14 protein-coding genes and 1 pseudogene are annotated in these 19,916 nt (G+C 76.2%); 3 read left to right on the top strand and 12 right to left on the bottom strand.

All coding sequences use genetic code 11. From position 1 onward, the window contains the following. Positions 1-191: 191 nt before the first annotated feature. Positions 192-968 (top strand): 2-keto-4-pentenoate hydratase, encoded by a 777-nt coding sequence (locus KIK08_RS03790; protein ID WP_214401562.1) that lies wholly within the window; start codon positions 192-194, stop codon positions 966-968. A gap of 92 nt (positions 969-1,060) precedes the next feature. Then, complete coding sequence (locus tag KIK08_RS03795) at positions 1,061-2,287, top strand: MFS transporter (RefSeq protein WP_214401563.1); 1,227 nt, start codon at positions 1,061-1,063, stop codon at positions 2,285-2,287. A gap of 6 nt (positions 2,288-2,293) precedes the next feature. Here the strand turns inward: KIK08_RS03795 and KIK08_RS03800 are convergent, their stop codons facing one another. Continuing rightward, positions 2,294-2,653 (bottom strand): hypothetical protein, encoded by a 360-nt coding sequence (locus tag KIK08_RS03800; protein WP_214401564.1) that lies wholly within the window; start codon positions 2,651-2,653, stop codon positions 2,294-2,296. A gap of 765 nt (positions 2,654-3,418) precedes the next feature. Here KIK08_RS03800 and KIK08_RS03805 point away from each other — a divergent pair. Then, entirely contained in the window at positions 3,419-3,712 is a 294-nt protein-coding gene (locus tag KIK08_RS03805; protein ID WP_214401565.1) for a hypothetical protein, read from the top strand. Between the two features lie 33 nt (positions 3,713-3,745). Here KIK08_RS03805 and KIK08_RS03810 read toward each other — a convergent pair whose 3' ends face one another. The 11 genes and pseudogenes from KIK08_RS03810 to KIK08_RS03860 all read right to left on the bottom strand — a co-directional run bounded on the left by KIK08_RS03810 (position 3,746) and on the right by KIK08_RS03860 (position 19,858). Next, positions 3,746-4,885, bottom strand: a complete 1,140-nt coding sequence (locus KIK08_RS03810) for an NDMA-dependent alcohol dehydrogenase (RefSeq protein ID WP_250556248.1) — start codon at positions 4,883-4,885, stop codon at positions 3,746-3,748. Further along, the gene (locus KIK08_RS03815; RefSeq protein ID WP_214401566.1) at positions 4,875-5,963 is read right to left on the bottom strand and encodes an alcohol dehydrogenase catalytic domain-containing protein; all 1,089 of its coding nucleotides are present in this window, start codon (positions 5,961-5,963) and stop codon (positions 4,875-4,877) included. The genes KIK08_RS03810 and KIK08_RS03815 overlap by 11 nt, the downstream gene beginning before the upstream one ends. Positions 5,964-6,078: 115 nt before the next feature. Then, on the bottom strand, positions 6,079-7,758 hold the full coding sequence (locus KIK08_RS03820) for a PucR family transcriptional regulator (RefSeq protein WP_214401602.1): 1,680 nt from the start codon (positions 7,756-7,758) through the stop codon (positions 6,079-6,081). 71 nt (positions 7,759-7,829) lie between these two features. Then, complete coding sequence (gene menC, locus KIK08_RS03825) at positions 7,830-8,966, bottom strand: o-succinylbenzoate synthase (protein ID WP_408004637.1); 1,137 nt, start codon at positions 8,964-8,966, stop codon at positions 7,830-7,832. After that, a complete protein-coding gene (locus KIK08_RS03830; RefSeq protein WP_214401567.1) occupies positions 8,963-9,823 on the bottom strand; it encodes a GNAT family N-acetyltransferase in 861 nt (286 codons plus the stop codon). Before KIK08_RS03830 ends, menC begins: the two co-directional genes overlap by 4 nt. Then, a complete protein-coding gene (locus KIK08_RS03835) occupies positions 9,823-13,140 on the bottom strand; it encodes a serine hydrolase (protein ID WP_214401568.1) in 3,318 nt (1,105 codons plus the stop codon). The genes KIK08_RS03830 and KIK08_RS03835 overlap by 1 nt, the downstream gene beginning before the upstream one ends. A 26-nt stretch (positions 13,141-13,166) precedes the next feature. Beyond that, positions 13,167-13,883 (bottom strand): annotated as a pseudogene (locus KIK08_RS03840) (ABC transporter ATP-binding protein); the annotation flags it as partial. Beyond that, on the bottom strand, positions 13,880-15,844 hold the full coding sequence (locus tag KIK08_RS03845; protein WP_214401570.1) for a dipeptide/oligopeptide/nickel ABC transporter permease/ATP-binding protein: 1,965 nt from the start codon (positions 15,842-15,844) through the stop codon (positions 13,880-13,882). The pseudogene KIK08_RS03840 and the gene KIK08_RS03845, both read right to left, overlap by 4 nt. 3 nt (positions 15,845-15,847) lie before the next feature. Beyond that, positions 15,848-16,846 carry an ABC transporter permease gene (locus tag KIK08_RS03850; protein ID WP_214401571.1) on the bottom strand — a complete coding sequence of 333 codons (999 nt, stop codon included), beginning with the start codon at positions 16,844-16,846 and terminating at the stop codon, positions 15,848-15,850. 6 nt (positions 16,847-16,852) lie between these two features. After that, positions 16,853-18,442, bottom strand: a complete 1,590-nt coding sequence (locus tag KIK08_RS03855; RefSeq protein ID WP_214401572.1) for an ABC transporter substrate-binding protein — start codon at positions 18,440-18,442, stop codon at positions 16,853-16,855. Between the two features lie 27 nt (positions 18,443-18,469). Next, positions 18,470-19,858 (bottom strand): serine hydrolase domain-containing protein, encoded by a 1,389-nt coding sequence (locus tag KIK08_RS03860; RefSeq protein WP_214401573.1) that lies wholly within the window; start codon positions 19,856-19,858, stop codon positions 18,470-18,472. Positions 19,859-19,916: the final 58 nt, after the last annotated feature.

A 19,916-nucleotide genomic window follows, 5' to 3' on the forward strand; every position in this document is an offset into this window, starting at 1 on the left:
CCTCGTCGGGTGTCCGCCCGGGAGACGATCACCCGGTACGGCTCCTTACCCTGCCGACCCGGCCGCTACACCGCCGATCCGGTGACGCCGCGGCCATCGGTCGTGCCGGGCGGGTGGGCCCGGTGATGCCGGTGGCCCCGTCCGTGGCGCAGGCTGGGGGCGACCGACCGCTCCCGACGGGAAGAGGATGCATGCGGATCGACGACGTCGCTGCCGAGGTGGCCGAGACCGTGTGGTCGGCCTGGCGGTCCGGCGAACGGATGGACGCGCTGCCCCGGCGCATCCGCCCCACCGCGGTCGCGGCGGGCTGGGCCGCGCAGCGGGCGCTGGTCGAGCTGGCCGGCCCCGCCTACGGCTGGAAGATCGCCGCCACGGCCGCCGCGGGGCAGGCCCACATCGGGGTGAGCGGGCCCCTGCCCGGGCCGCTGTTCGAGCGGTTCCGCCACGAGCCCGGCGGCGTGATCCCGTCCGGCGAGCTGCACATGCGGGTCGTCGAGGCCGAGTTCGCCTTCCGCCTCGGCGAGGACGTGCCGGCGGGCGCCTCCGCGGAGGCGATCGCCGCGGCCGTCGCGGCGCTGCACCTGGCCGTCGAGGTCCCCGACTCCCGGTTCGTCGACTTCGCCACCGTCGGCGGCCCGTCCCTGGTCGCCGACGCCGCCTGCGCCGGGTTCTTCGTGCTCGGACCGGAGGTGCCCGACTGGCGCGGCGCCGACCTCGCCGCGCGGGCGACCCGCATCGAGGTGAACGGCGAGACCGCCGCCGTCGGCCGCGGCGACGCCGTGCTCGGGTCCCCCGTGACGGCCCTGACCTGGCTGGCCCGGGAGCTGAGCGGGCTGGGCCGCGACCTGCGGGCGGGCGAGGTCGTGACCACCGGGACCACGACGCCGCCGCCGGCGATCGGCCCGGGCGACGAGGTCCGCGCCCACTTCGAGGGCTACGGGGAGGTCGGGTTCTCCTTCGCCCGGTGAGGGCCCGCCGGAGGGCGGAGGAGAACCGGTTGTCCCGTCCGCTCGCTCCGCGGGCCTGCCGAGGTGCCTTCGCCGCCCTAGACTCGTGAGGAATGGCAACGATCTCCACGCGGGCGTCCACGGCGCCGCTGCACGAGCGCGGGACGCCCGGCTACCGGCGCGTCGGAGCCGCGCTGTGGTGCGCGGGCGTCGCGACGTTCGTGCTGGTCTACTGCGTGCAGGGGCTGCTGCCGAGCCTGGCGGCGGAGTTCGGGGTGTCCTCGACGGTGTCGAGCCTGGTGCTGTCGGCGACGACCGGGACGCTGGCGCTGGCCGTCGTCCCGCTGTCCGCGGTCGCCGAGTCGTGGGGCCGGGCGCGGGTGATGACCGCCGCGCTGGCGGCGTCGGCCGTGCTGGGCCTGCTCGCCCCGCTGGCCCCGTCCTTCGGGGTGCTGGTCGCGGTCCGGGCGCTGCAGGGCCTCGCGCTGGCCGCGCTGCCGGCGCTGGCGATGGCGCACGTGGCGCGCGAGGTGGCCCCGCGCTGGCTCGGCGGCGCGATGGGGCTGCTCATCGCGGGCAACACCCTCGGCGGGCTGTCCGGGCGGTTGATCGCCGGCGTGGTCGCCGACCTCGGCGGTTGGCGCGTCGCGCTGGCCATCGTGGGTGCCGTGTCGCTGGCCGCGACCGTCGCCTTCCGGCTGCTGCTGCCGGCCTCGGTCGCCCCCGCCGCGCCCCGGGTCCGGCTGCGGGACCTCGGCGCCCCGCTGCGCGCCCAGCTGCGCGACCCCGGCCTGCGGTGCCTGTTCGGGATCGCCTTCCTGCTCATGGGCGCCTTCGTCACCGTCTACAACTACCTGGGCTTCCGGCTGCTCGGGCCGCCGTTCGCGGTGCCGCCCGCGCTCGTGGGCCTGGTGTTCCTCGGCTACCTCGCCGGCTCCTACGCGTCCTCGGCGGCGGGGCGGCTCGGCGACCGCGTCGGGCGCCGCCGGGTGCTCTGGGCCGCGGTCCTCGCCGCGCTGGCCGGGGCGTGGGTCACGCTGCCCGACCAGCTGGTCGCCGTGCTGGCCGGGCTGCTGCTGTTCACCGTGGGGTTCTTCGGGGCGCACTCGCTGGCCAGCGGGTGGGTCGGGCGCCGGTCGTCGGTGCTGGCCGACGGTGCCCCGGCCGTGGCGTCCTCGCTGTACCTGCTGGCCTACTACGCGGGCAGCAGCATCGCCGGCTCGGTGGGCGGGCTGGCCTACGACGGCGCCGGCTGGCCCGGCCTGCTCGGCTACGTCAGCGCGCTGCTGCTCGGGGCCGGCGGGCTGGCCCTGGCCCTGCGCCGGGTGCCGGCGGCCTGATCGCGGTCAGGCGGTGATCGGGAAGGTCAGCGCGAGCGGCCAGGCCAGCAGCGCGCCGCCCACGACCGCCGGCGACCAGACCGGCATGGCCGGGCCGCGCAGGACGGCGGCGGTGACGCCCTGCCAGACCAGCAGCACGGCGAAGAGCGGCACCACGAACAGCACGAACGACGGCGCCCCGCCGACGGACGCGGCCCCGGCCAGGCCCAGTACCACGACCAGCGCCGCCCAGGCGTGGCCGAGGACGGGACGGCGCCCCGCCACCGCCTCAAGGCCGGCCACCAGCAGCGCGGTGGCGGCGAACGCCGGCAGCAGGAGCCACAGCCGACCCGGGGCGGGCCCGTGACCGGCCGGCGCTGTGCACACGGTGGCTCGCAGGGGTGGTGGCGTCGCGCAGCGTCAGGTGGGTCCTCGCAGGCCGCCGGCGGGCTGTGAGACCACGTCCAGGGCTGCGAGGTGCCCAGGACCCGCCCCTGCCTGCTCCAGGGGCGTGCCGAGTGGTTGGCGATTCGCGTCCCGCGAGCCGACCAGTGCTGCCCGCCGCTTCCGCTCCTCGGCGCTGCGCGCCTGCGGTCGCTCGCAGGGGTGGTGGCGTCTGCGCAGCGTCGGGTGGGGTCTCGCAGCCCGCCGGCGGGTTGCGAGTACACGTCCAGGGCTGCGAGGTGCGCTCGGGGCTGCGGGGCGGCTACTCGGCCCGGGCCCGGGCCCGGGGCATGCGGCAAGTCGTGAAGTTGGGGTTGAACGGGCACGTGGTCAGTCGGCCGCAGGTCAGCGCGCCGAGTTGATCTCCGGCTCGGCCCCGCGCCGGCCCGGGACAGGCCCTGGGTGGACCGCGCGCACCGGCTGGCGCTGTGCACACGGTGGCTCGCAGAGGTGGTGGCGTCCGCGCAGCGTCAGGTGGGTCGTCGCAGCCCGCCGGCGGGCTGCGAGACCACGTCCAGGGCTGCGAGGTGCGCCCAGGCCCCCCGGCCCCGGGGGCATGGCGAGTGGTTGGTGACGCGCGTCCCGCGAGCCTCGACCAGTGCTGCCGCGCCGCTTCCGCTCCTCGGCGCTGGCGCGCCTGCGGTGCGGGTCGGCTTGCCATCGAAACGCCCACCCGGACCAAGCACACGGTCGGTGTTGGATCACACCGTGGCCTTCGCCGGCGACGGTGGTATCACCGCGGCATCGAATCTGTATGGGGTGTGTGTGCATCACCATCAGCTCAAGCACGACGCCCCGGGCTGGTCGGTGCGCCAGGACCCGGATGGGCGGATCACCTGGAGCACGCCGACCGGGCGGTCCTACTCCAGTGATCCGCACGACTACCGCGTCGAAGGCAGACCGGATCTCATCGCGCACGTCGTGGCCGAGGTTGAGCGGCGGCGGGCCCGACCACCGGACCGGCCACCGCCGACCGCGGACACCGGGCCGCCGCCGTTCTGACCCCTCGACAACTCGCGGCGCGACACGGGCAACTCAGGTGTCGTGCAGTACCACCCCGCGGATGTTCCGGCCCTCGACCATGTCCCGGTAGGCCTCGTCGAGCTGGTCCAGGCGGTAGCGGCGGGAGATCAGCTCGTCCAGCCGGAGCTGTCCGGCGCGGTAGAGGTCGATGAGCAGGGGGATGTCGGCGCGGGGGTTGCAGTTGCCGAACAGGGCGCCGCGGACCTCGCGCTGGTGCAGCACGACGTCCTGGGTGGCGAAGGTGAGCGCCTTCTCCGACGAGCGGCCGTTCGCGGTCACGATGACGCGGCCGCCCCTGCCGACCAGCGCGGTGCTCGCGGCCACCATGTCCTCGTCGAGCTCGCCGGGGGTCAGGATGACGTGGTCGGCCAACCCGCCCGCGGTCACCTCCGCGACGTGGTCCGCCGCGGCGGCCAGGTGCGGGTGGGCCGCGGTCGCGCCGAACCGCAGGGCCGTGGTGCGCTTGAGCTCGACGGGGTCGACGGCGACGACGTGGCGGGCGCCGGCGAACCGGGCGCCCTGGACGGCGTTCACCCCGACCCCGCCGACGCCGACCACGACCACGACGTCACCGGCGCGGACCTCGGCGGCGCGGACCGCGGAGCCCCACCCGGTGGGGACGCCGCAGCCCAGCAGCGCCCCGACGTCGAACGGGACGTCGTCGGGCAGGGGCAGGCAGGCCCACTCGGAGACGACCGCGCGCTGCGCGAAGGTGCCCAGGCCGCAGAACCCGCCGAGGTCGGTGGAGGCGGTGCCGGGGCCGTCGAGGTGGAACCGGAACGTGCCGTCCTCGGCCATGCCGGTCATGGCGTTGGCGCCCTTGACGCACACGTTCTCGTGGCCCGTCGAGCACGGGCGGCAGGTCCCGCAGGCGGGGATGTAGGAGCAGACGACACGGTCACCGGGGCGCACCCGGGCGACGTCGGGGCCTACGGCCTCCACGACGCCGGCACCCTCGTGGCCGCCGACGATGGGCAGCCGGGTCGGGAAGTCGCGCTGGGTGACGTGGTGGTCGGAGTGGCACAGGCCGGCGGCGCGGAAGGCGACCCGGACCTCGTGCGCGCGGGGCTCGTCGACCCGCAGGTCGACGACCTCCCACCCGGACCCGCCGTCGAGCATGACGCCGGCGCGGACGGTGGTCTCACCACTCATGCACGATCACCCCGCGGAGGTTGCGACCCGCGTGCAGGTCGTCGAAGCCGGTGCCGATGTCGTGGAGGTGGTAGCGGGCGGTGATGAGCCCGTCGACGTCGAGCGCGCCGTCCTGGTACATCCGGACCAGGCGGGGGACGTCGTCGAGGGGGTTGCAACCGCCGAGCACCCCGCCCCGGATCCGGCGGGTGTAGGCGATCGCCGGGCTCGGGTGGTGGCGGAACGAGCCGGGGCCCAGCGACGTCACGGTGACCTGGCCGGCCTTCCCGACGACCATCAGGGCGGCGTCCAGCACGGCGTCGTCGACCACGCCCACCGTGACGACGGCGTGGTCGGCCAGCTCGCCCCAGGTGTCGTCGACGACGAAGTCGTGTGCCTCGGCGGCGTCGGCGAAGGCGTGGGTCGCGCCGAAGCGCAGGGCCGCCTCCCGCTTCGCCGGGACCGGGTCGACGGCGACCACGCGCCGGGCCCCGGTGGCCGCCGCGGCCTGCACCGCGTTCGCCCCCACGCCGCCGCACCCGAACACGACGACGGTCTGCCCGACGCGCACGCCGGCGAGGTGGGCCACCGTGCCCCACCCGGTCGGGACGGCGCAGCCCAGCACGGCCGCGACCGCGGGCGGCAGGTCGTGCGGGACGCGGACGCAGGACCGCTCGGAGATCACGGCGCGTTCGCTGAACGTGCCGAGCCCCCGGTACCCGGCCAGGTCCCGCTCGTCGAGGTGGAACGGCACCGGCCCGGCCGCGGGGTCGGCGCCGTCGTCGCAGAGGTTCTGCCGGCCGGTCGCGCAGTAGCGGCAGTGCCCGCAGACGGGCACGGGGGAGCACAGCACGTGGTCGCCCGCCGCGACCCGGGAGACGCCCGGCCCGACGGCCTCGACGATCCCCGAGCCCTCGTGGCCCCCGACGAACGGTGCCCGCGCACCGACGGTGCCCCGCCGCGCGTGGTCGTCGAGGTGGCACAGCCCTGCCGCGCGGAACCGCACCCGGACCTCCCGCGGGCCGGGGTCGTCGAGGTCGAGGTCGACCAGCTCCCACGGCGCGCCGGGCTCCCGGCAGATCGCGGCCCGGGTCCTCACCGCCCGCGCACCGGGCCCGTAGCGGGGACGTCGATGTCCATGGGCCGACGCTCGCACGGGCGGTCGCCCTGGTCGAGAGACCGCTGACGGCCCCGGCCGCCGTCTCTTGACTCGGTCAGCCGCCCCGCGGCGGGGTGGTGCGCAGCACCCGCAGCTGCAGCATCGCGGCGAAGCGCTGGTCGGGGTCGTCGAGGTCGATGCCGCCGACCTCGACGACCCGCCGCAGCCGGTAGCGGAAGGTGTTCTGGTGCACGAACAGCGCGTCGGAGGCCGCGACGACGTCGCCGAACGCGTCCAGCCACGCGCGCAGCGTCTCCACCAGGCTGCTGCGGTGGCGGTCGTCGTAGTCGATCAGCCGGGCCAGCGCCCCGGTCGGCTCGTCGCCGCGGGCGGCGGCGAGGTCGCGCAGCTCCAGGATCAGGGCCTCGCCCTGCAGTTCGTCGAGCCGCCCGACCCGCCGCCCGGTCGCTCGGCCGGTGCCCTCGCGCAGCACCCGCAGGACCCGGTCCACACCGGCGCGGCTGTGGGCCAGCCCGGACAGGTCGGGCGCGACCGGCCCCACCGCGGCGATCGCGGGCAGCCGGTCGCCGACGCGGTCCAGGAAGTCCTGCAGGGTGCGCAGCGCGCGGGCCTCCGCCTTGTCCGCGGGGCCGACCGCGGGCAGCAGCCCGTAGGTGGCGGTGCCGATGGCGCCCGCCGCGGAGCGGGGGTGCACGGCGGACAGGTGCATGGCGAAGGCGTCGGCGAGGCGCTGGCGGTCCTGGGTGGTGGCGGCGTCCGCGCTGCCGTCGGCGGGGGGTCGCGGCCCGTGCTCGTCGAGGGCCACGCCCAGCACCAGCAGCGGCCGCCCGGCGAGGCCGAGCCGTCCGAGGGCCTCGCCCGCTCCGACGCCGCCCTCCAGCGCGGAGCTGAGCAGGTCGGAGCGCAGCCGCCGGGCCACGTCCGCGCCCGCCCGGACCCGCAGCAGGTGCAGGGCGACCAGCTTCGCCGCCTCGCGCAGCGCCTCGACGCGCTCGGGGCTGAACGGCTCGGTCACCGCCGCCCAGATCGAACCCAGCACCTCGTCGCCCGCGCGGACGGCGATCGCGACGCGCGGGATGGAGCGCCCGCCGCGCCCGTCCGGGACCGGGTCGATGCTCACCGGTTGGTCGCTGCGCAGCAGCTCGCCGAACACCCCGCGCTCGTGCAGGATCCGGGAGAGGCGCTCGGGCACCTGCCGGCCCAGGATGGTCTCGACCCGGGCGGGGTCGGCCTCGTCCTGGCGCCCGGAGAACGCGAGCACCCGGGAGCTGCGGTCCTCGATGGTGATCGGGGCGTCGAGCAGCGCGGCGATCGCGTTGGCCACGGCGAACAGGTCGCCCGACGGCAGCCCGCCCAACGACTCGGAGTCGGCGACCCCGATGTCGCCCTCGGCCAGCAGCGCGCGCAGCATCTCGCCGAGGTGGCCCCACGGCGCGCCCCGGGTCAGCCCGATCACGGCCACCCCGGCCTCGTCGGCGGCGGCGCGCACGGGCGCGGTCAGCGCGACCGGCGCCCGCAGCACCAGACCGGCCGCGCCCTGGCCGCCGAGCCGGCGCAGCAGCGCCGCGACCTGGTCGGGGGCCTCCACCCCGATGCCGAGCACGAGCGCGTGCGGCGGCAGCACCGGCTGGTCGAGCGGGTCGTGGATCACGACGCCGCCGATGTCGGGGTGGCGGTCGGGGTCGCCGTGGGCGAGGTCGAGCAGGGTGCTGCCCAGGTCGTCGAGGACCCGACCCAGGCCCGTGCGGGGACGCGCGCTCGCGGCGGGGTGCACGCCGTCACCGTAGGGCCGGCCCTCCGGCTCGACGAAGGCGTCCGCTCCGGTCGTCGGCTCGGCCGCCGACCTCAGCCGGCGAGCCACTCGGCCGCCGTGGTGACCTCGGCGAGCCGGTCCGGCACGGGCGCCACGCCGAGCCCGGGACCGGTCGGCACGTCGAGGTGGCCGTCGTCGAGCACGAACGGCTCGGTGATGTCGGCGGCGTAGTACCGCCCGGACGCCGACGTGTCGCCGGGCAGCGTGAACCCGGGCAGGGCGGCGAGGGCGACGTTGGCGGCCCGGCCCAGCCCGGTCTCCAGCATCCCGCCGCACCACACCGGCACGCCGTGCGCGGCGCAGACGTCGTGGATGCGCCGGGCCTCCAGGTAGCCCCCGACCCGGCCCGGCTTGACGTTGACGATGCGGCAGGCGCCCAGCCGGATCGCCGCCGCGGCGTCGCGGGCCGACCCGATGGACTCGTCCAGGCAGATCGGGGTGCGGATCAGCGCGGCGAGGTCGGCGTGGCCGAGCACGTCGTCCTCGGCGAGGGGTTGCTCGACCAGCAGCAGGTCGAAGGGGTCCAGCCGGGCCAGGTGGCGTGCGTCGGCCAGCGTGTAGGCGGTGTTCGCGTCGACCTGCAGCAGCACCTCGTCGCCGAAGCGCTCGCGCACGGCCCGGACCGGCTCGACGTCCCAGCCGGGCTCGATCTTCAGCTTGATCCGGGCGTAGCCCTCGTCGAGGAACCCGCCGACGGCGTCGAGGAGCTCGGGGACGCTGTCCATGATCCCGACCGAGACGCCGCACGGGACGCGCCGGTGCACCGCGCCCAGCTCGCGGCCGAAGGAGCGGCCCTCGGCGCGCAGCTCGGCGTCGAGCACCGCGGTCTCCAGCGCCGCCTTCGCCATCCGGTGGCCCTTGACCGGCGCCAGCACGTGCGCGACCGCGTGCGCCGGCACCGGTCCCGCCGCCAGCAGCGCCGGGACGAGGTGGCGGCGCAGCACGTCCGCGGCCGCGTCGACGTACTCGCTGGAGTACGACGGGTCGGCCAGCGCCACGCACTCGCCCCAACCCTCCGCGGCGTCGGTGACGACGCGGATGAGCAGCACGTCGCGGGTCCGCTGGGTGCCGAAGGAGGTCCGGAACGGCGCGACCAGCGGCAGGCGGATGCGGCGCAGCTCGATGCGGCGCGGGCGCGGCGTCGATCCCCCGCTCGCGAGCTCGCTCACCGGTGGCCCCGCACGACGTAGCCGCCCGCGCGGTCGAACCCGTCGATCCGCCCGCCGCGCCCCGCCAGTGCGGCGAGCGCCTCGCGCACGGCCGTCCGCCAGCGCCGCGCCGCCTGCGGGTCGACGAGTCGCAGCCGTTCGACGTCGGGGGGTACCGCGACCAGCGACGTCGGGCCGTCGAGGCTCCCCGGACGCGGTCCGCCGTCGTCGGCGGTGCCCAGCGCCGGCACGGCGCCGTCGAGCCGGGAGCGGGCCGGGCCGTCCCCGGAGCAGGCCAGGACCACGTCGGGGTCGCGCAGCCGCCAGCGCACCAGCAGCCGGTCGGAGTCCTCGTCGCCGTTGATCGCGTCGCCGAGCGGGCCGTAGAAGTTCGGCAGGTACTCGGCCGGCCGCGCGGCCAGCTTCACCAGGTTGAAGTGCGCGTTGCGGGCCACCAGGGGGTCGAAGGTCCAGGCGATCTCGCCGACGCCGCGGGCCATCGCCCAGGCCCGCTGGTGCAGCTTGAGCGCGAAGCCGATGCGGCGGTTGGTCGCGGCGGGCGCGACGCCGGCGATGTGGCTGTGCAGCGCGTCCTCGGACGGCGCGTGGAAGAAGCCGACGCAGGCCCCGACCAGCACGCCGTCGGCGAAGGCGCCGGCCACGTAGTTGCCCGCCTTGGTGAACGCGCGGAGCAGTTCGACGGTCATCGGCGGGTTCGCCGAGCGCCCCCAGATCGCGCAGAGCAGCTCGACGGTGCGGTCGAGGTCGGCCAGCTCGGTCAGCTCGCGCACCGACACCCCCGCCCCGCGGGCGGCGGTGTCCGCGGCCCGCATGGCCCCGTCCAGCTCCAGAGCGATCTCGACGGTCCGGCCCGGCATCAGCGCGTCCTCGGTGTCGCCCGCACGCCGTGGTGCAGGTACCGCTCCCCGGTGGGCAGCTCGTAGAAGGTCACCGGCGCCCAGGTCTGCGCCTGCGGCGGCCGGACGGCGAACAGCGCCGGACCGACCGGGACCAGCGGGTGCTCGTCGACCGGGTCGGGCACCAGGTCGGCCAGGGGGCCGGTGACGGTGGTGCGCAGCAGCGGGCCGTCCGGGCCGTCCTCGACCTCCATCCGCACACCGGCCCGCTCGTAGACGCCGACGAACGGCGCCACGTCCACCGGCGCGGGGTGCTCGGGCGGAGCGAACGGCTCCGCCATCGCGACCTCGGCGACCTCGGCGAAGACCTCCCGGTAGAGGTCCTGGTAGAGGTCGCGGCCGTGGCCGCCGTTGGTCAGCAGCACGACGGCCAGCCCCTGCTCGGGCAGCACCCGCAGGAATGCCTGCTGCCCGAGCGTGGTGCCGTCGTGGCCGATGAGCCGGTGGCCGTCCCAGTCGAACCGGATCCAGCCCAGCCCCCAGGAGTCGCCCAGGATGTGCTTGTCGGGCAGGTCGGCGTGGTGGGCGGCCATGTCGTGCACGCCGGTGGCCGACAGCAGCCGGGTGCCGTCGGCGGCCAGTCCGCCGGTCAGGTGCAGCCGGGCGAAGGCCAGCACGTCCGCGGCCGTGCCGGTGACCAGCCCGGCCGGCCCGAGCGCCCGCGGCAGCGACCACGCCGGCACCGGCACCGGCCCGCCGTCGCGCTCGTCGTGGCCGACGGCGACGGCGTGCAGCAGGGCCTCCTCGGGCAGCGTCACCGTGCGGGCGAGCCCGAGCGGGGTGAACAGCCGCTCGCGTACGGCCCGGTCCCAGCTCAGCCCGGTGACCTCCTCGATCATCCGGCCGAGCAGGACGTAGCCGGCGTTGCAGTACGACCAGGTCGCGCCCACCGGGTGGTTCTGGGTGCTCTCGGCGAGCAGTTCGACGTAGCGGCGCAGGCAGTCGTCGCCGCGGCCGGTGTCGGTGAAGATGTCGCCGTCGATGCCGCTGGTGTGGGTGAGCAGCTGGCGGGTGGTGACCGCCTTGGTGGCGTCGGGGTCGGCCAGGCGCAGCTCGGGCAGCACCTCGACGACGGGGGTGTCCAGCCCGAGCAGGCCCTCCTCGACCAGCATCATCACCACGGTCGCCGTCCACACCTTGGTGATCGAGCCGATCTGGAACAGCGCGTCGGCGCTGACCGGCGCCCCGGTGCCGACGTGCAGGACGCCGTGGACGGCCTCGACCAGCTCGTCGTCGCGGCCGTCGGTCCCGAGGCGCAGCACGCCCAGCTGCGCGCCGGGCACGCCGTGCCGCTCGGCGAGCCGGGCCAGGCGCCGCTGCCAGTGCGCTCTCGACTCGGCGCTGTCGACGCGGGGTCGCCCGGCGCGCACGGTGTGCTGCTCCAGCCAGTCCAGGATCCGGTGGTTGACATCGAGGCGCTGCGAGGGCCGGCCGGTCAGGATGAACGCGTGCGGGGCGTCCGGGTAGACGACCAGCCGGGTCGGCACGCCCCGCTCGCGCAGCGCGGTGTGCCACTGCTGGGCCTGGCCGAGCGGGCACCGCAGGTCGGCGCCGCCCTGCAGGACCAGCGTCGGCGTGCGGACGTCGCCGACGCGGCTCAGCGGCGACATCGCCGCGTAGCGCTCCGGCTCCTGCCACGGCGCCCCGCCGAGCTCGTACGCGCTGATCAGGTGGCAGTCGTCGCTGGTGCCGCCCATGCTGACCAGGTCGCTGACCGGCCCACCGGCGACGGCGGCGGCGAACCGGGTGTCGTGGCCGGTCAGCCAGCAGGCCATGAAGCCGCCGTAGCTGTAGCCCGCGACCGCGAGCCGGTCCGGGTCGGCGACGCCCTCGGCGACGAGCTCGTCGAGCGGTTCGAGGAGGTCGGCCGAGTCCGCGACACCCCACGCGTCGCGGACCCCGTCGAAGAACGCCTCGCCGTAGCCGTCGCTGCCGCGGGGGTTGACCAGCAGCACCGCCCAGCCCCGGCGGACCAGCTCCTGGTGGTAGAGGTGGACCTCGTCGGCGGCCGCGTTCCAGGCGTTGTGCGGGCCGCCGTGCACGTCGAGCAGCACCGGCCGAGGCCCGGTCCGGGCGGGGTCGTGCATGAGCCAGGCCTGCACCCGGGTGCCGTCGGAGATCGTGAACCAGCGCTCGGCGCGGGGGAGCAGCTCGCGGTCGGCCACCGCGGCGCCGTGCTCGGTGCGCACAGCGACCGCGCCGGTGGCCAGGTCGACGACCGCGACCTCGCCGAACGACTCCGGCGTGGTCAGCACGACGGCGGCGCGACCGGCGGCGACCGACAGGTCCGACACCACCCGCCCCGCGCCGTCGAGCACCGGGCGCGGGTCGCCGCCGTCGGTCCGGACCGACCACAGGTGTGTGCAGCCGTGCTCGCGCAGGCAGAACCACACCCGCCCGTCGACCTCCCGCGGCGTCCCGCCCGGGTAGCCGACGCCGCCGGGCATGACGTTGCGGTCGAGGCCGCCGGTCAGGTCGGTGACCTCCCAGCTGTCGACACCGAGCCGGAACAGCCGCGCGTGCCCGGCCGGGTCGCCCGACCAGCCGGTGACCAGCAGCGACCCGTCGGGGGCCCAGTCCGCGGTGGCGGCCACACCGTCGGTGAAGGCGACGGGCCGCGGCCGGGCGTGCGGCCCGTCGACCGTCAGGAGCTGGACCGGGGTGCGGTGGCGCAGGTCGGCGTCCGCGCCGACCGGGCCGGTGAAGGCGAGCGTGGTGCCGTCCGGCGACCAGGCCGGGGCGCCGGTGCCGCGCCCGTCGGTGAGCACCCGCAGCCGGCGGTCGGCGACGTCGAGCAGGTGCACCTGGTGGCGGACCCGACCGTGCAGCCCGGCGCCGTCGGCCTGGTAGTCGAGCCCGTCGGAGACCATGGGGCCGGTCGCGCCTCCGATCGCACCCCCGGTCGGATCCACCGGCGCGCTGAACGCCAGCCGGCGCCCGTCCGGGCTCCACCGCGGCTCGCCCGCCCCGAGCGGCAGGTCCGTCAGCTGCTCGGGCTCACCGCCGTCGACGTCGAGCACCGCCACCTGCCCGCCGCGCAGGAAGGCGAGCCGGCCGCCGTCGGGCGACCACGCCGGGGCGGTGTCCTCGGGTCCGGCGGTGAGCCGGCGCGGGGTGCCCCCGCCGGCCGGGACCAGCCACAGCTGCTCGACGGTGCGGTCGCGGTCGGCGTCGAGGGTCCGCAGCACGTAGACGACCCGGGACCCGTCGGGCGACACCGCGGGCCGGGACGGGACCGCGATCTCGGTCAGGTCCTCGATGCGCATGGGTCGGGTCACGTCCGGCTCCTTCGTGCGCCCCGTCCGGGGACGGCGGCGAGCAACTCGCGGGTGTAGTCGTGGCGGGGTTCGGTGAGCACCTCGGCGGTCGGGCCCTGCTCGACGACCCGGCCGCCGCGCAGGACCACGACCCGCGAGGCGACGTAGCGGACGACCGCCAGGTTGTGCGAGATGAACAGGATCGACAGCCCCAGCTCGCGGCGCAGCTCGCGGACCAGGTTGAGCACGGCCCCCTGGACCGAGACGTCCAGCGCGGAGGTGATCTCGTCGGCGATGACGGCGCGGGGGCGGGCGGCGAGCGCGCGGGCGAGCGCCACGCGCTGGCGCTGCCCGCCCGACAGCCGCGACGGCACGGCGTCCGCGCGGGCCGGGTCGAGGTGCACCAGCTCGAGCAGCCGCTGCACCTCGACCCGCCGCTCGGCGCGCGAACCGCCGGGCGGCATCGCCTCGGCCACGCTGTCCCCGACGGTGCGACGCGGGTCGAGCGAGGAGTAGGGGTCCTGGAAGACCATCTGCAGCGGCCGGTGCCGACCCCTGAGCGGCACCGGCTCGCCGTCCATGGTGATCCGCCCGCCGCCGAGCGGGGCCAGCCCGACGGCGGCCCGGGCGAGCGTGGACTTGCCCGACCCCGACTCGCCGACCAACCCGACGATCTCGCCGGAGGGGACCAGCAGGCTCACCCCGTCGACGGCGGTCGTGCGGCCGTAGCGGACGGTCACGTCCGCGAAGCGCAGTTCGGTCACGGTGACTCCACGAGCAGGTCGACGGCGCGTTCGGCGGGCAGCGGTTCCCCCGCGTGCCAGCAGGCCACCCGGCGTGCGGGCGCGTGCGGGTCGGACACGAGCGCCGGGTCCTGCGCCCGGCAGCGGGCGTCGGCCAGCGGGCACCGGGCGGCGTACGCGCAGCCGGCGGGCACGTCGGCCGGGTCGACGGGGCGGCCCGGGATGGTGGCGAGGGGCTCGTCCAGGTCGGTGTCCATGTCGGGCACCGCGTCGACGAGCGCGCGGGTGTAGGGGTGGCGGGCGGTGGCCAGTTCCGCGGCCGGCAGGTCCTCGACGATCCGCCCCGCGTACATCACCAGGACGCGGTCGCAGACCTCGCCGACGACCGCCACGTCGTGACTGATGAGCAGCAGCGCGACGGCGTCGCTGTCCCGGACGGCCGAGAGCAGGTCGAGCACCTGGCGCTGGACGGTGACGTCGAGCGCGGTGGTCGGCTCGTCGGCGACGATCAGCGCCGGGGTGCCCATCAGCCCCATGCCGATCATCGCGCGCTGGCGCATGCCGCCGGAGAACTCGTGCGGGTACTGCCGGGCGCGCTCTCCCGGGTCCGGGATGCGGACCGCGTCGAGCCGGTCCACCGCGCGGGCGGCCGCCTCGCGGCGGGTCATCCCCTGGTGGTGGGTGGCGACCTCGGCCAGCTGGGCGCCGATGCGGCGGGCCGGGTTGAGCGAGGTCATCGGGTCCTGGAACACCACGGCCAGCTCGGTGCCGAGCTTGCGGCGGTCGGCCGTCGCCTGCGGGGCGCGCAGGTCGGTGCCCAGCAGGTGCAGCCGGGACGCCTCGAGCCGGGCGTCGTCGTCGAGCAGGCGGGTGACGGCCAGCGCGGTCAGCGACTTGCCGCAGCCCGACTCGCCGACGATGCCGACGGACTCGCCGCGGTGGACGTCGAAGCTCACCCCGCGGACCGGGCGGACGGGGCCGGACGGCCCGCGGAAGCTCACCGCGAGGTCGCGGACGCCGAGCACGACGTCGTCGGCGGGGTCCGGGGCGTCCGCCGCGGCGTGGGCGGGGCCGGGCGCGGCCGTGCGCCCGGGCAGGACCCACCGCCCGCTGCCCACCGGAACGCCCAGCCCCTCGATGCCCAGCCCCTCGACCCCCAGGCCCTTGGCGACCGACTCGCCGACCAGGTTGAACGCCAGACCGGCCAGCAGCACGGCCGCGCCGGGGACGAGCGCCGCGGCCGGGTTCAGGTAGAGCGCGGAGGCGCCGTCGTAGAGCAGCCGGCCCCAGTCGAACGACGGCGACTGGACACCGAGACCGAGGAACGACAGGCCGGCGAAGGACAGCAGGGCGGTGCCCGCGCCGATGGTGGCGTTCACGACGAGCGGTTCGGCGATGTTCGGCAGCACGTGGCGGACCAGGATCCGGCCCCGGCCGACCCCGGCGACCCGCGCGGCCGCGACGAAGTCCCGGGCGGCGACCCCGCTGACCAGGGTCTGCACCAGGCGGGCGAACCCCGGGGCCCCGGCGAGCCCGATGGCCATCACCGCGCCCGTCGCCCCGACGCCGAAGACCACCGCGAAGAACAGCGCCAGCAGCATCCCGGGGAAGGCGACGGCGATGTTGACCGCGGCCGTGACGAGCCGACCCGCCCGCCCCCTGCCGAGCAGGAACGGCGCGGTCCCGAGCAGCAGCCCGACCACCACCGCGATCGCCACGGCCAGCAGGGCCAGCACGACCGACAGCCGCGACGCGACCAGCACCCGCGCGGCGATGTCGCGGCCGAGGTTGTCGGTCCCGGCCCAGTGCCGCGCGGACGGGCCGGCCAGGATGTTCCCGGTGTCGACGGCCTCGGCGTCCGCGCCCCACAGCACCGGCCCGAGCACGGCCAGCGCCGCGACGACCACCAGCAGGGCGATCGCGACCAGGGCGAGGGGAGTGCGGGCGACCCGCGACCAGCGCCGCGTCGATGCGGGGGGCACGGCTCAGTCCTCCCGGATCGTCGAGCGCGGGTCGAGCAGGGCGAGCGCGACGTCGACCGCGGTGTTGGCCAGCAGCACGCCCAGGCCGTAGACCAGCACGATCGCCTGCACCACCGGGTAGTCCTTGGTGAGGATCGACTGCACGATCGTGCTGCCCAGGCCGGGCCAGGCGAAGACGTTCTCGACCAGCACCGTGCCGGCGACCATCGAGCCCAGCAGCAGACCGCCCAGCGTCAGCGCCGCGGTGACGGCGTTGGGGAGGGCGTGGCCGAGGTACACCGTGCGCGCCGGGAGGCGCTTGGCGCGCGCGGTGCGCACGTAGTCGGCCTCCAGCACGGCGACCATCTCGACCCGCACGATGCGGGCGAGGATCGCCGCGGGCCCGACGGCCAGGGCGATCACCGGCAGCACGTAGGCCGCCGGGGTGTCGTTGCCGGCGCCGGGCAGCCAGCCGAGCCCCACCCCGAACACCGAGACCAGCCCGACCCCGATCAGGAAGTCCGGGACGGTCGCCACGACGATGCTGCCGGTGGTGAACGCGAGCTCGGTGCGCCGCCCGTGCCCGCGGCGGGTCAGCACGCCCATGGCCACGCCCAGCGGGATCGCCACGGCGACGGCCGCGAGGAACGCCAGCACGGCCAGCTCCAGCGTGGCCGGCAGCCGTTGCGCGACGATGCCCGAGACGGGCAGCTGCGACGACAGCGAGGTGCCCAGGTCGCCGGTGAACAGCCCCTCCAGGTACCGCAGGTACTGGGTGAGCAGCGGGTCGTCGAGCCCGAGCGCCTGGCGGCGGGCCGCGACGAGCTCGGCGGGCGCGGTGGGGCCGAGCGCGCCGCGGACCGGGTCGCCCGGGATCAGGTGGATCATCGCGAAGGACGCGGTGACCAGCACGAACAGCGAGACCAGCAGCCGGCCGACGCGGCGGGCGCCGAACCGCAGCCACGGGCTCGGCTCACGGCGCCGATCCGTCGGCGGGGGAGGGGCGTTCACGGTGGCCGTCATGGCGCGCTAGTCCGCCGTCATCCGGATGCTCGTCGGGACCAGCTGCCCCGGCGTCGCGAACTCCGCGCCCTTGCCGAAGGTCCGCGCGGAGACGGCCGCGAACGGCACGATGTCGGCGTTCGCGATGAGCCCGGCCTCGGCGTCCAGCCAGGCGGCACAGCCCTCCTCCGGGGTCAGCGCTGACGCGGCCGACACGGCGGCGTCGTAGGCGGGGTCGGCGATGGCGGAGAAGTTGGTGCCGTCGGGGGCCGGCGGCCCGGACAGGAACGGCACGAGCTGGTCGGGGGTGCTGACGTTGAGCGTGACCCAGGCGACGTCCCAGTCGCCCGCGCCGAAGATGGTCCCGGTCAGCGTCGTCTCGTTCTGGGCCTGCGCGGTGGCCGCCACCCCGATCGCCTTCCACTGCTGCACCGCGAGCTCGGCGGCCGCGTCGCCGCTGCTGCCGAGGTTGTTCTGGTAGAGGAAGACCAGCGACAGCGGGCGCCCGGCCTTGCTGCGCACGCCGTCGGCGCCGAGCGTCCAGCCCGCCTGGTCGAGCAGCGCGCCCGCGGCGGCCGGGTCGGTGGTGGGCAGCGCGCCGGAGACCGAGTCGCCGGGGCACCCGACCGGCGCGTTCATGGCCAGTGTCGTGGCCGGGACGCCCCGCCCGGCGGTGACGACCTTCTGCAGCTCGGCCAGGTCGAGCGCCCGGGTGAGCGCCATGCGGACGGCGGGGTCGTCGGTGACCCGCCCGGGCGCGTGGTTGTACCACTGCTCCCCGGCCATGGCCGGGGTCTCGGCGACGAACAGCCCGGCCCCCGCGAGCCGTTCGGAGTCCGGCCCGGCGACCTGGGCGGCGTTCAGGCCGCCGGACAGCAGCAGGTTGGCCGCGGTCGTCTCGTTCTCCACGACCTTCATCACGACGGTCTCCGGCGTCCCCGGGGCCGCGGTCGTGGCGCCCTCGGGGCCCCACGCGTACCCCTGGCGCTTGGTGTAGGTGTAGCTGTCGCCGGGTGCGGCCTGCGTGAGCGCGAACGGCCCGGTGCCCGCGGTGGCGGTCTGCAGGGTGGACCGGTCGGCCAGGCCGCTGGGGCAGACCATCGGCAGGCCCGCCAGCCCGTTGAGCACGAACGGTGACGGCGAGGCCAGCGTGATCGTCACGGTGCGCGCGGCGTCGTCGGCCTGCGCCGTGGCACCCGGCGGGAAGAAGGTCCCCAGGAACGGGCTCTTGCTCTCCGGGTCGCCGACGAACGCCAGGTTGTCGGCCGCGACCGAGGCGGTGAACGGCGTCCCGTCCGAGCAGGTGATGCCCTCGTGGAGCGTGAGCGTCACCGTCGTGCCCTCGACCTGCCAGCTCTCCGCCAGCGCCGACCTGATCTCGCCGGTGTCGCCGTCGACGCTGACCAGCGGGTCGTAGGCGAACTGGGTGACGGTGAACAGCGAGGTGCCCGCACCCATCTGCGGGTCGAGGTTGCCCGGGTCCGAGGACAGCCCGAGGGTGAAGGTGCCGCCCTCGACGACGCCCCCGCCCGCGGCGGAGGACCCGCTGGAGCATCCGGCGAGTGCGACGACCAGGCAGGCGCTCAGGCCGAACCGGCCCGCGGTGGACAGCTTCATGGGGTCATCCGTTCCGGTGGGGGCGGTTCAGGCGCCTGCGCGCCGGATGGCGCGGCCGAGGTGCAGGTAGAGGGCGTGACCGGTGCCGTCGTCACCGAGGAACACGTGCGGCATGTGCATGCCGCGGTCGGCCCGGAGGGGGATCAGCGCGTCGTCGCGGTGGGCGACCAGTTCGGTGCGCTCGACCCGCCCGCCCATCTCCACGAGCGCGCCCTTGGGCACCTGGTCGATCCAGATGCGGCCGTCGGCGTCCTGGCTGACGGTGAGGTCGAAGACCTCCGCCGAGTAGGTGCCGGTGAACCGCTCGGCGTCGATCCGCGGCGGCTGCGCGGGCGGGGCCGGCAGCGCGGGCAGCGCGATGCCGCCGAGCGCGGCGAGGGCGTGCCCGACCACGTCGCGGTAGAGGGAGATGGCGTCGCCGCCGTTGGTCAGCAGCGCCACCGCCAGGCCCGCCTCCGGCACCATCCGCAGGAAGGCGGCCTGCCCGATGGTGTTGCCGTCGTGGCCGACGACCACCCCGCCGGGGTTGTCGAACCGCTCGAACCCCAGCCCCCACGAGGACCCCATGAGGCCGAGGTCGGGCAGGTCGACCTCGCGGGCCCGCATCCGGGCGGCCGTCCCCGGCGCCAGCACCTGGCCGCCGTCGGGCGCGCGGCCGTCGTCGAGGTGCATGCGCGCGAACCCGACGAGGTCGCGCGGGCGCATCGCCAGCATCGAGCCGGCCGGCGCGTTGGACCGGGCCATCGCCCACACCGGCGCCGGGACGACCGCCGCGCCGGGCTCGGGCTCGACGTGCCCGACCGCGGCCCGGAACATGATCGCCTCGATCGCGCCCGTCGCCGCGTGGGTGAGGCCCAGCGGGGCGATGAGGCGCTCGCGCAGGCACGTGTCGAAGGGCTTGCCCCGCAGCACCTCGACGAGCCGGCCCAGCACGCAGTAGCCGGCGTTGTTGTAGGAGAACTGCGCACCGGGCGCGAACAGCTGCGGCACCTCCCGCAGGGCCGCGACCAGCTTCTCGACGCAGTCGTCGCCCGTCCCGGTGTCGGTGAAGATGTCGCCCTCGAACCCGGCGGTGTGGCTGAGCAGGTGCCGCACGGTGATCCGCGCGGCGGCGTCGGCGTCGGCGATCCGGAACTCGGGCAGGTGGACCCGGACCGGGTCGTCGAGCGCGATGACGCCCTCGTCCACCAGTTGCATGACCAGCGAGGCCGTCCACAGCTTGGTGACCGACCCGATCTGGAACACCGAGTCCGCGGTCGCCTCCACCCCGGTCGCCCTGCTGAGCACCCCGGCGGCCCCGTCGACCACCTCGCCACCGGACAGCACGGCCCACGCGGCCCCCGGTACGTCGTACTCGCGCAGCAGCCGCGGGACCCGCTCGTCGAGCCAGGACCGGACCGCGTCGAGGGTGCTCATGGGCGAGCAGGCTATGAACGATGGGCGCGACTGTGTTCGTCGTCACCGACAACTCCGT

The organism is Pseudonocardia lacus, from assembly GCF_018531445.1.
Taxonomy (GTDB): Bacteria; Actinomycetota; Actinomycetes; order Mycobacteriales; family Pseudonocardiaceae; genus Pseudonocardia; species Pseudonocardia lacus.

Coding starts and splice junctions, on each gene's coding strand:
- KIK08_RS03790 (WP_214401562.1), top strand. CDS start 192: ATGCGGATCGACGACGTCGCTGCCGAGGTGGCCGAGACCGTGTGGTCG.
- KIK08_RS03795 (WP_214401563.1), top strand. CDS start 1,061: ATGGCAACGATCTCCACGCGGGCGTCCACGGCGCCGCTGCACGAGCGC.
- KIK08_RS03810 (WP_250556248.1), bottom strand. CDS start 4,885: ATGAGTGGTGAGACCACCGTCCGCGCCGGCGTCATGCTCGACGGCGGG.
- KIK08_RS03830 (WP_214401567.1), bottom strand. CDS start 9,823: ATGCCGGGCCGGACCGTCGAGATCGCTCTGGAGCTGGACGGGGCCATG.
- KIK08_RS03850 (WP_214401571.1), bottom strand. CDS start 16,846: ATGACGGCCACCGTGAACGCCCCTCCCCCGCCGACGGATCGGCGCCGT.
- KIK08_RS03855 (WP_214401572.1), bottom strand. CDS start 18,442: ATGAAGCTGTCCACCGCGGGCCGGTTCGGCCTGAGCGCCTGCCTGGTC.
- KIK08_RS03860 (WP_214401573.1), bottom strand. CDS start 19,858: ATGAGCACCCTCGACGCGGTCCGGTCCTGGCTCGACGAGCGGGTCCCG.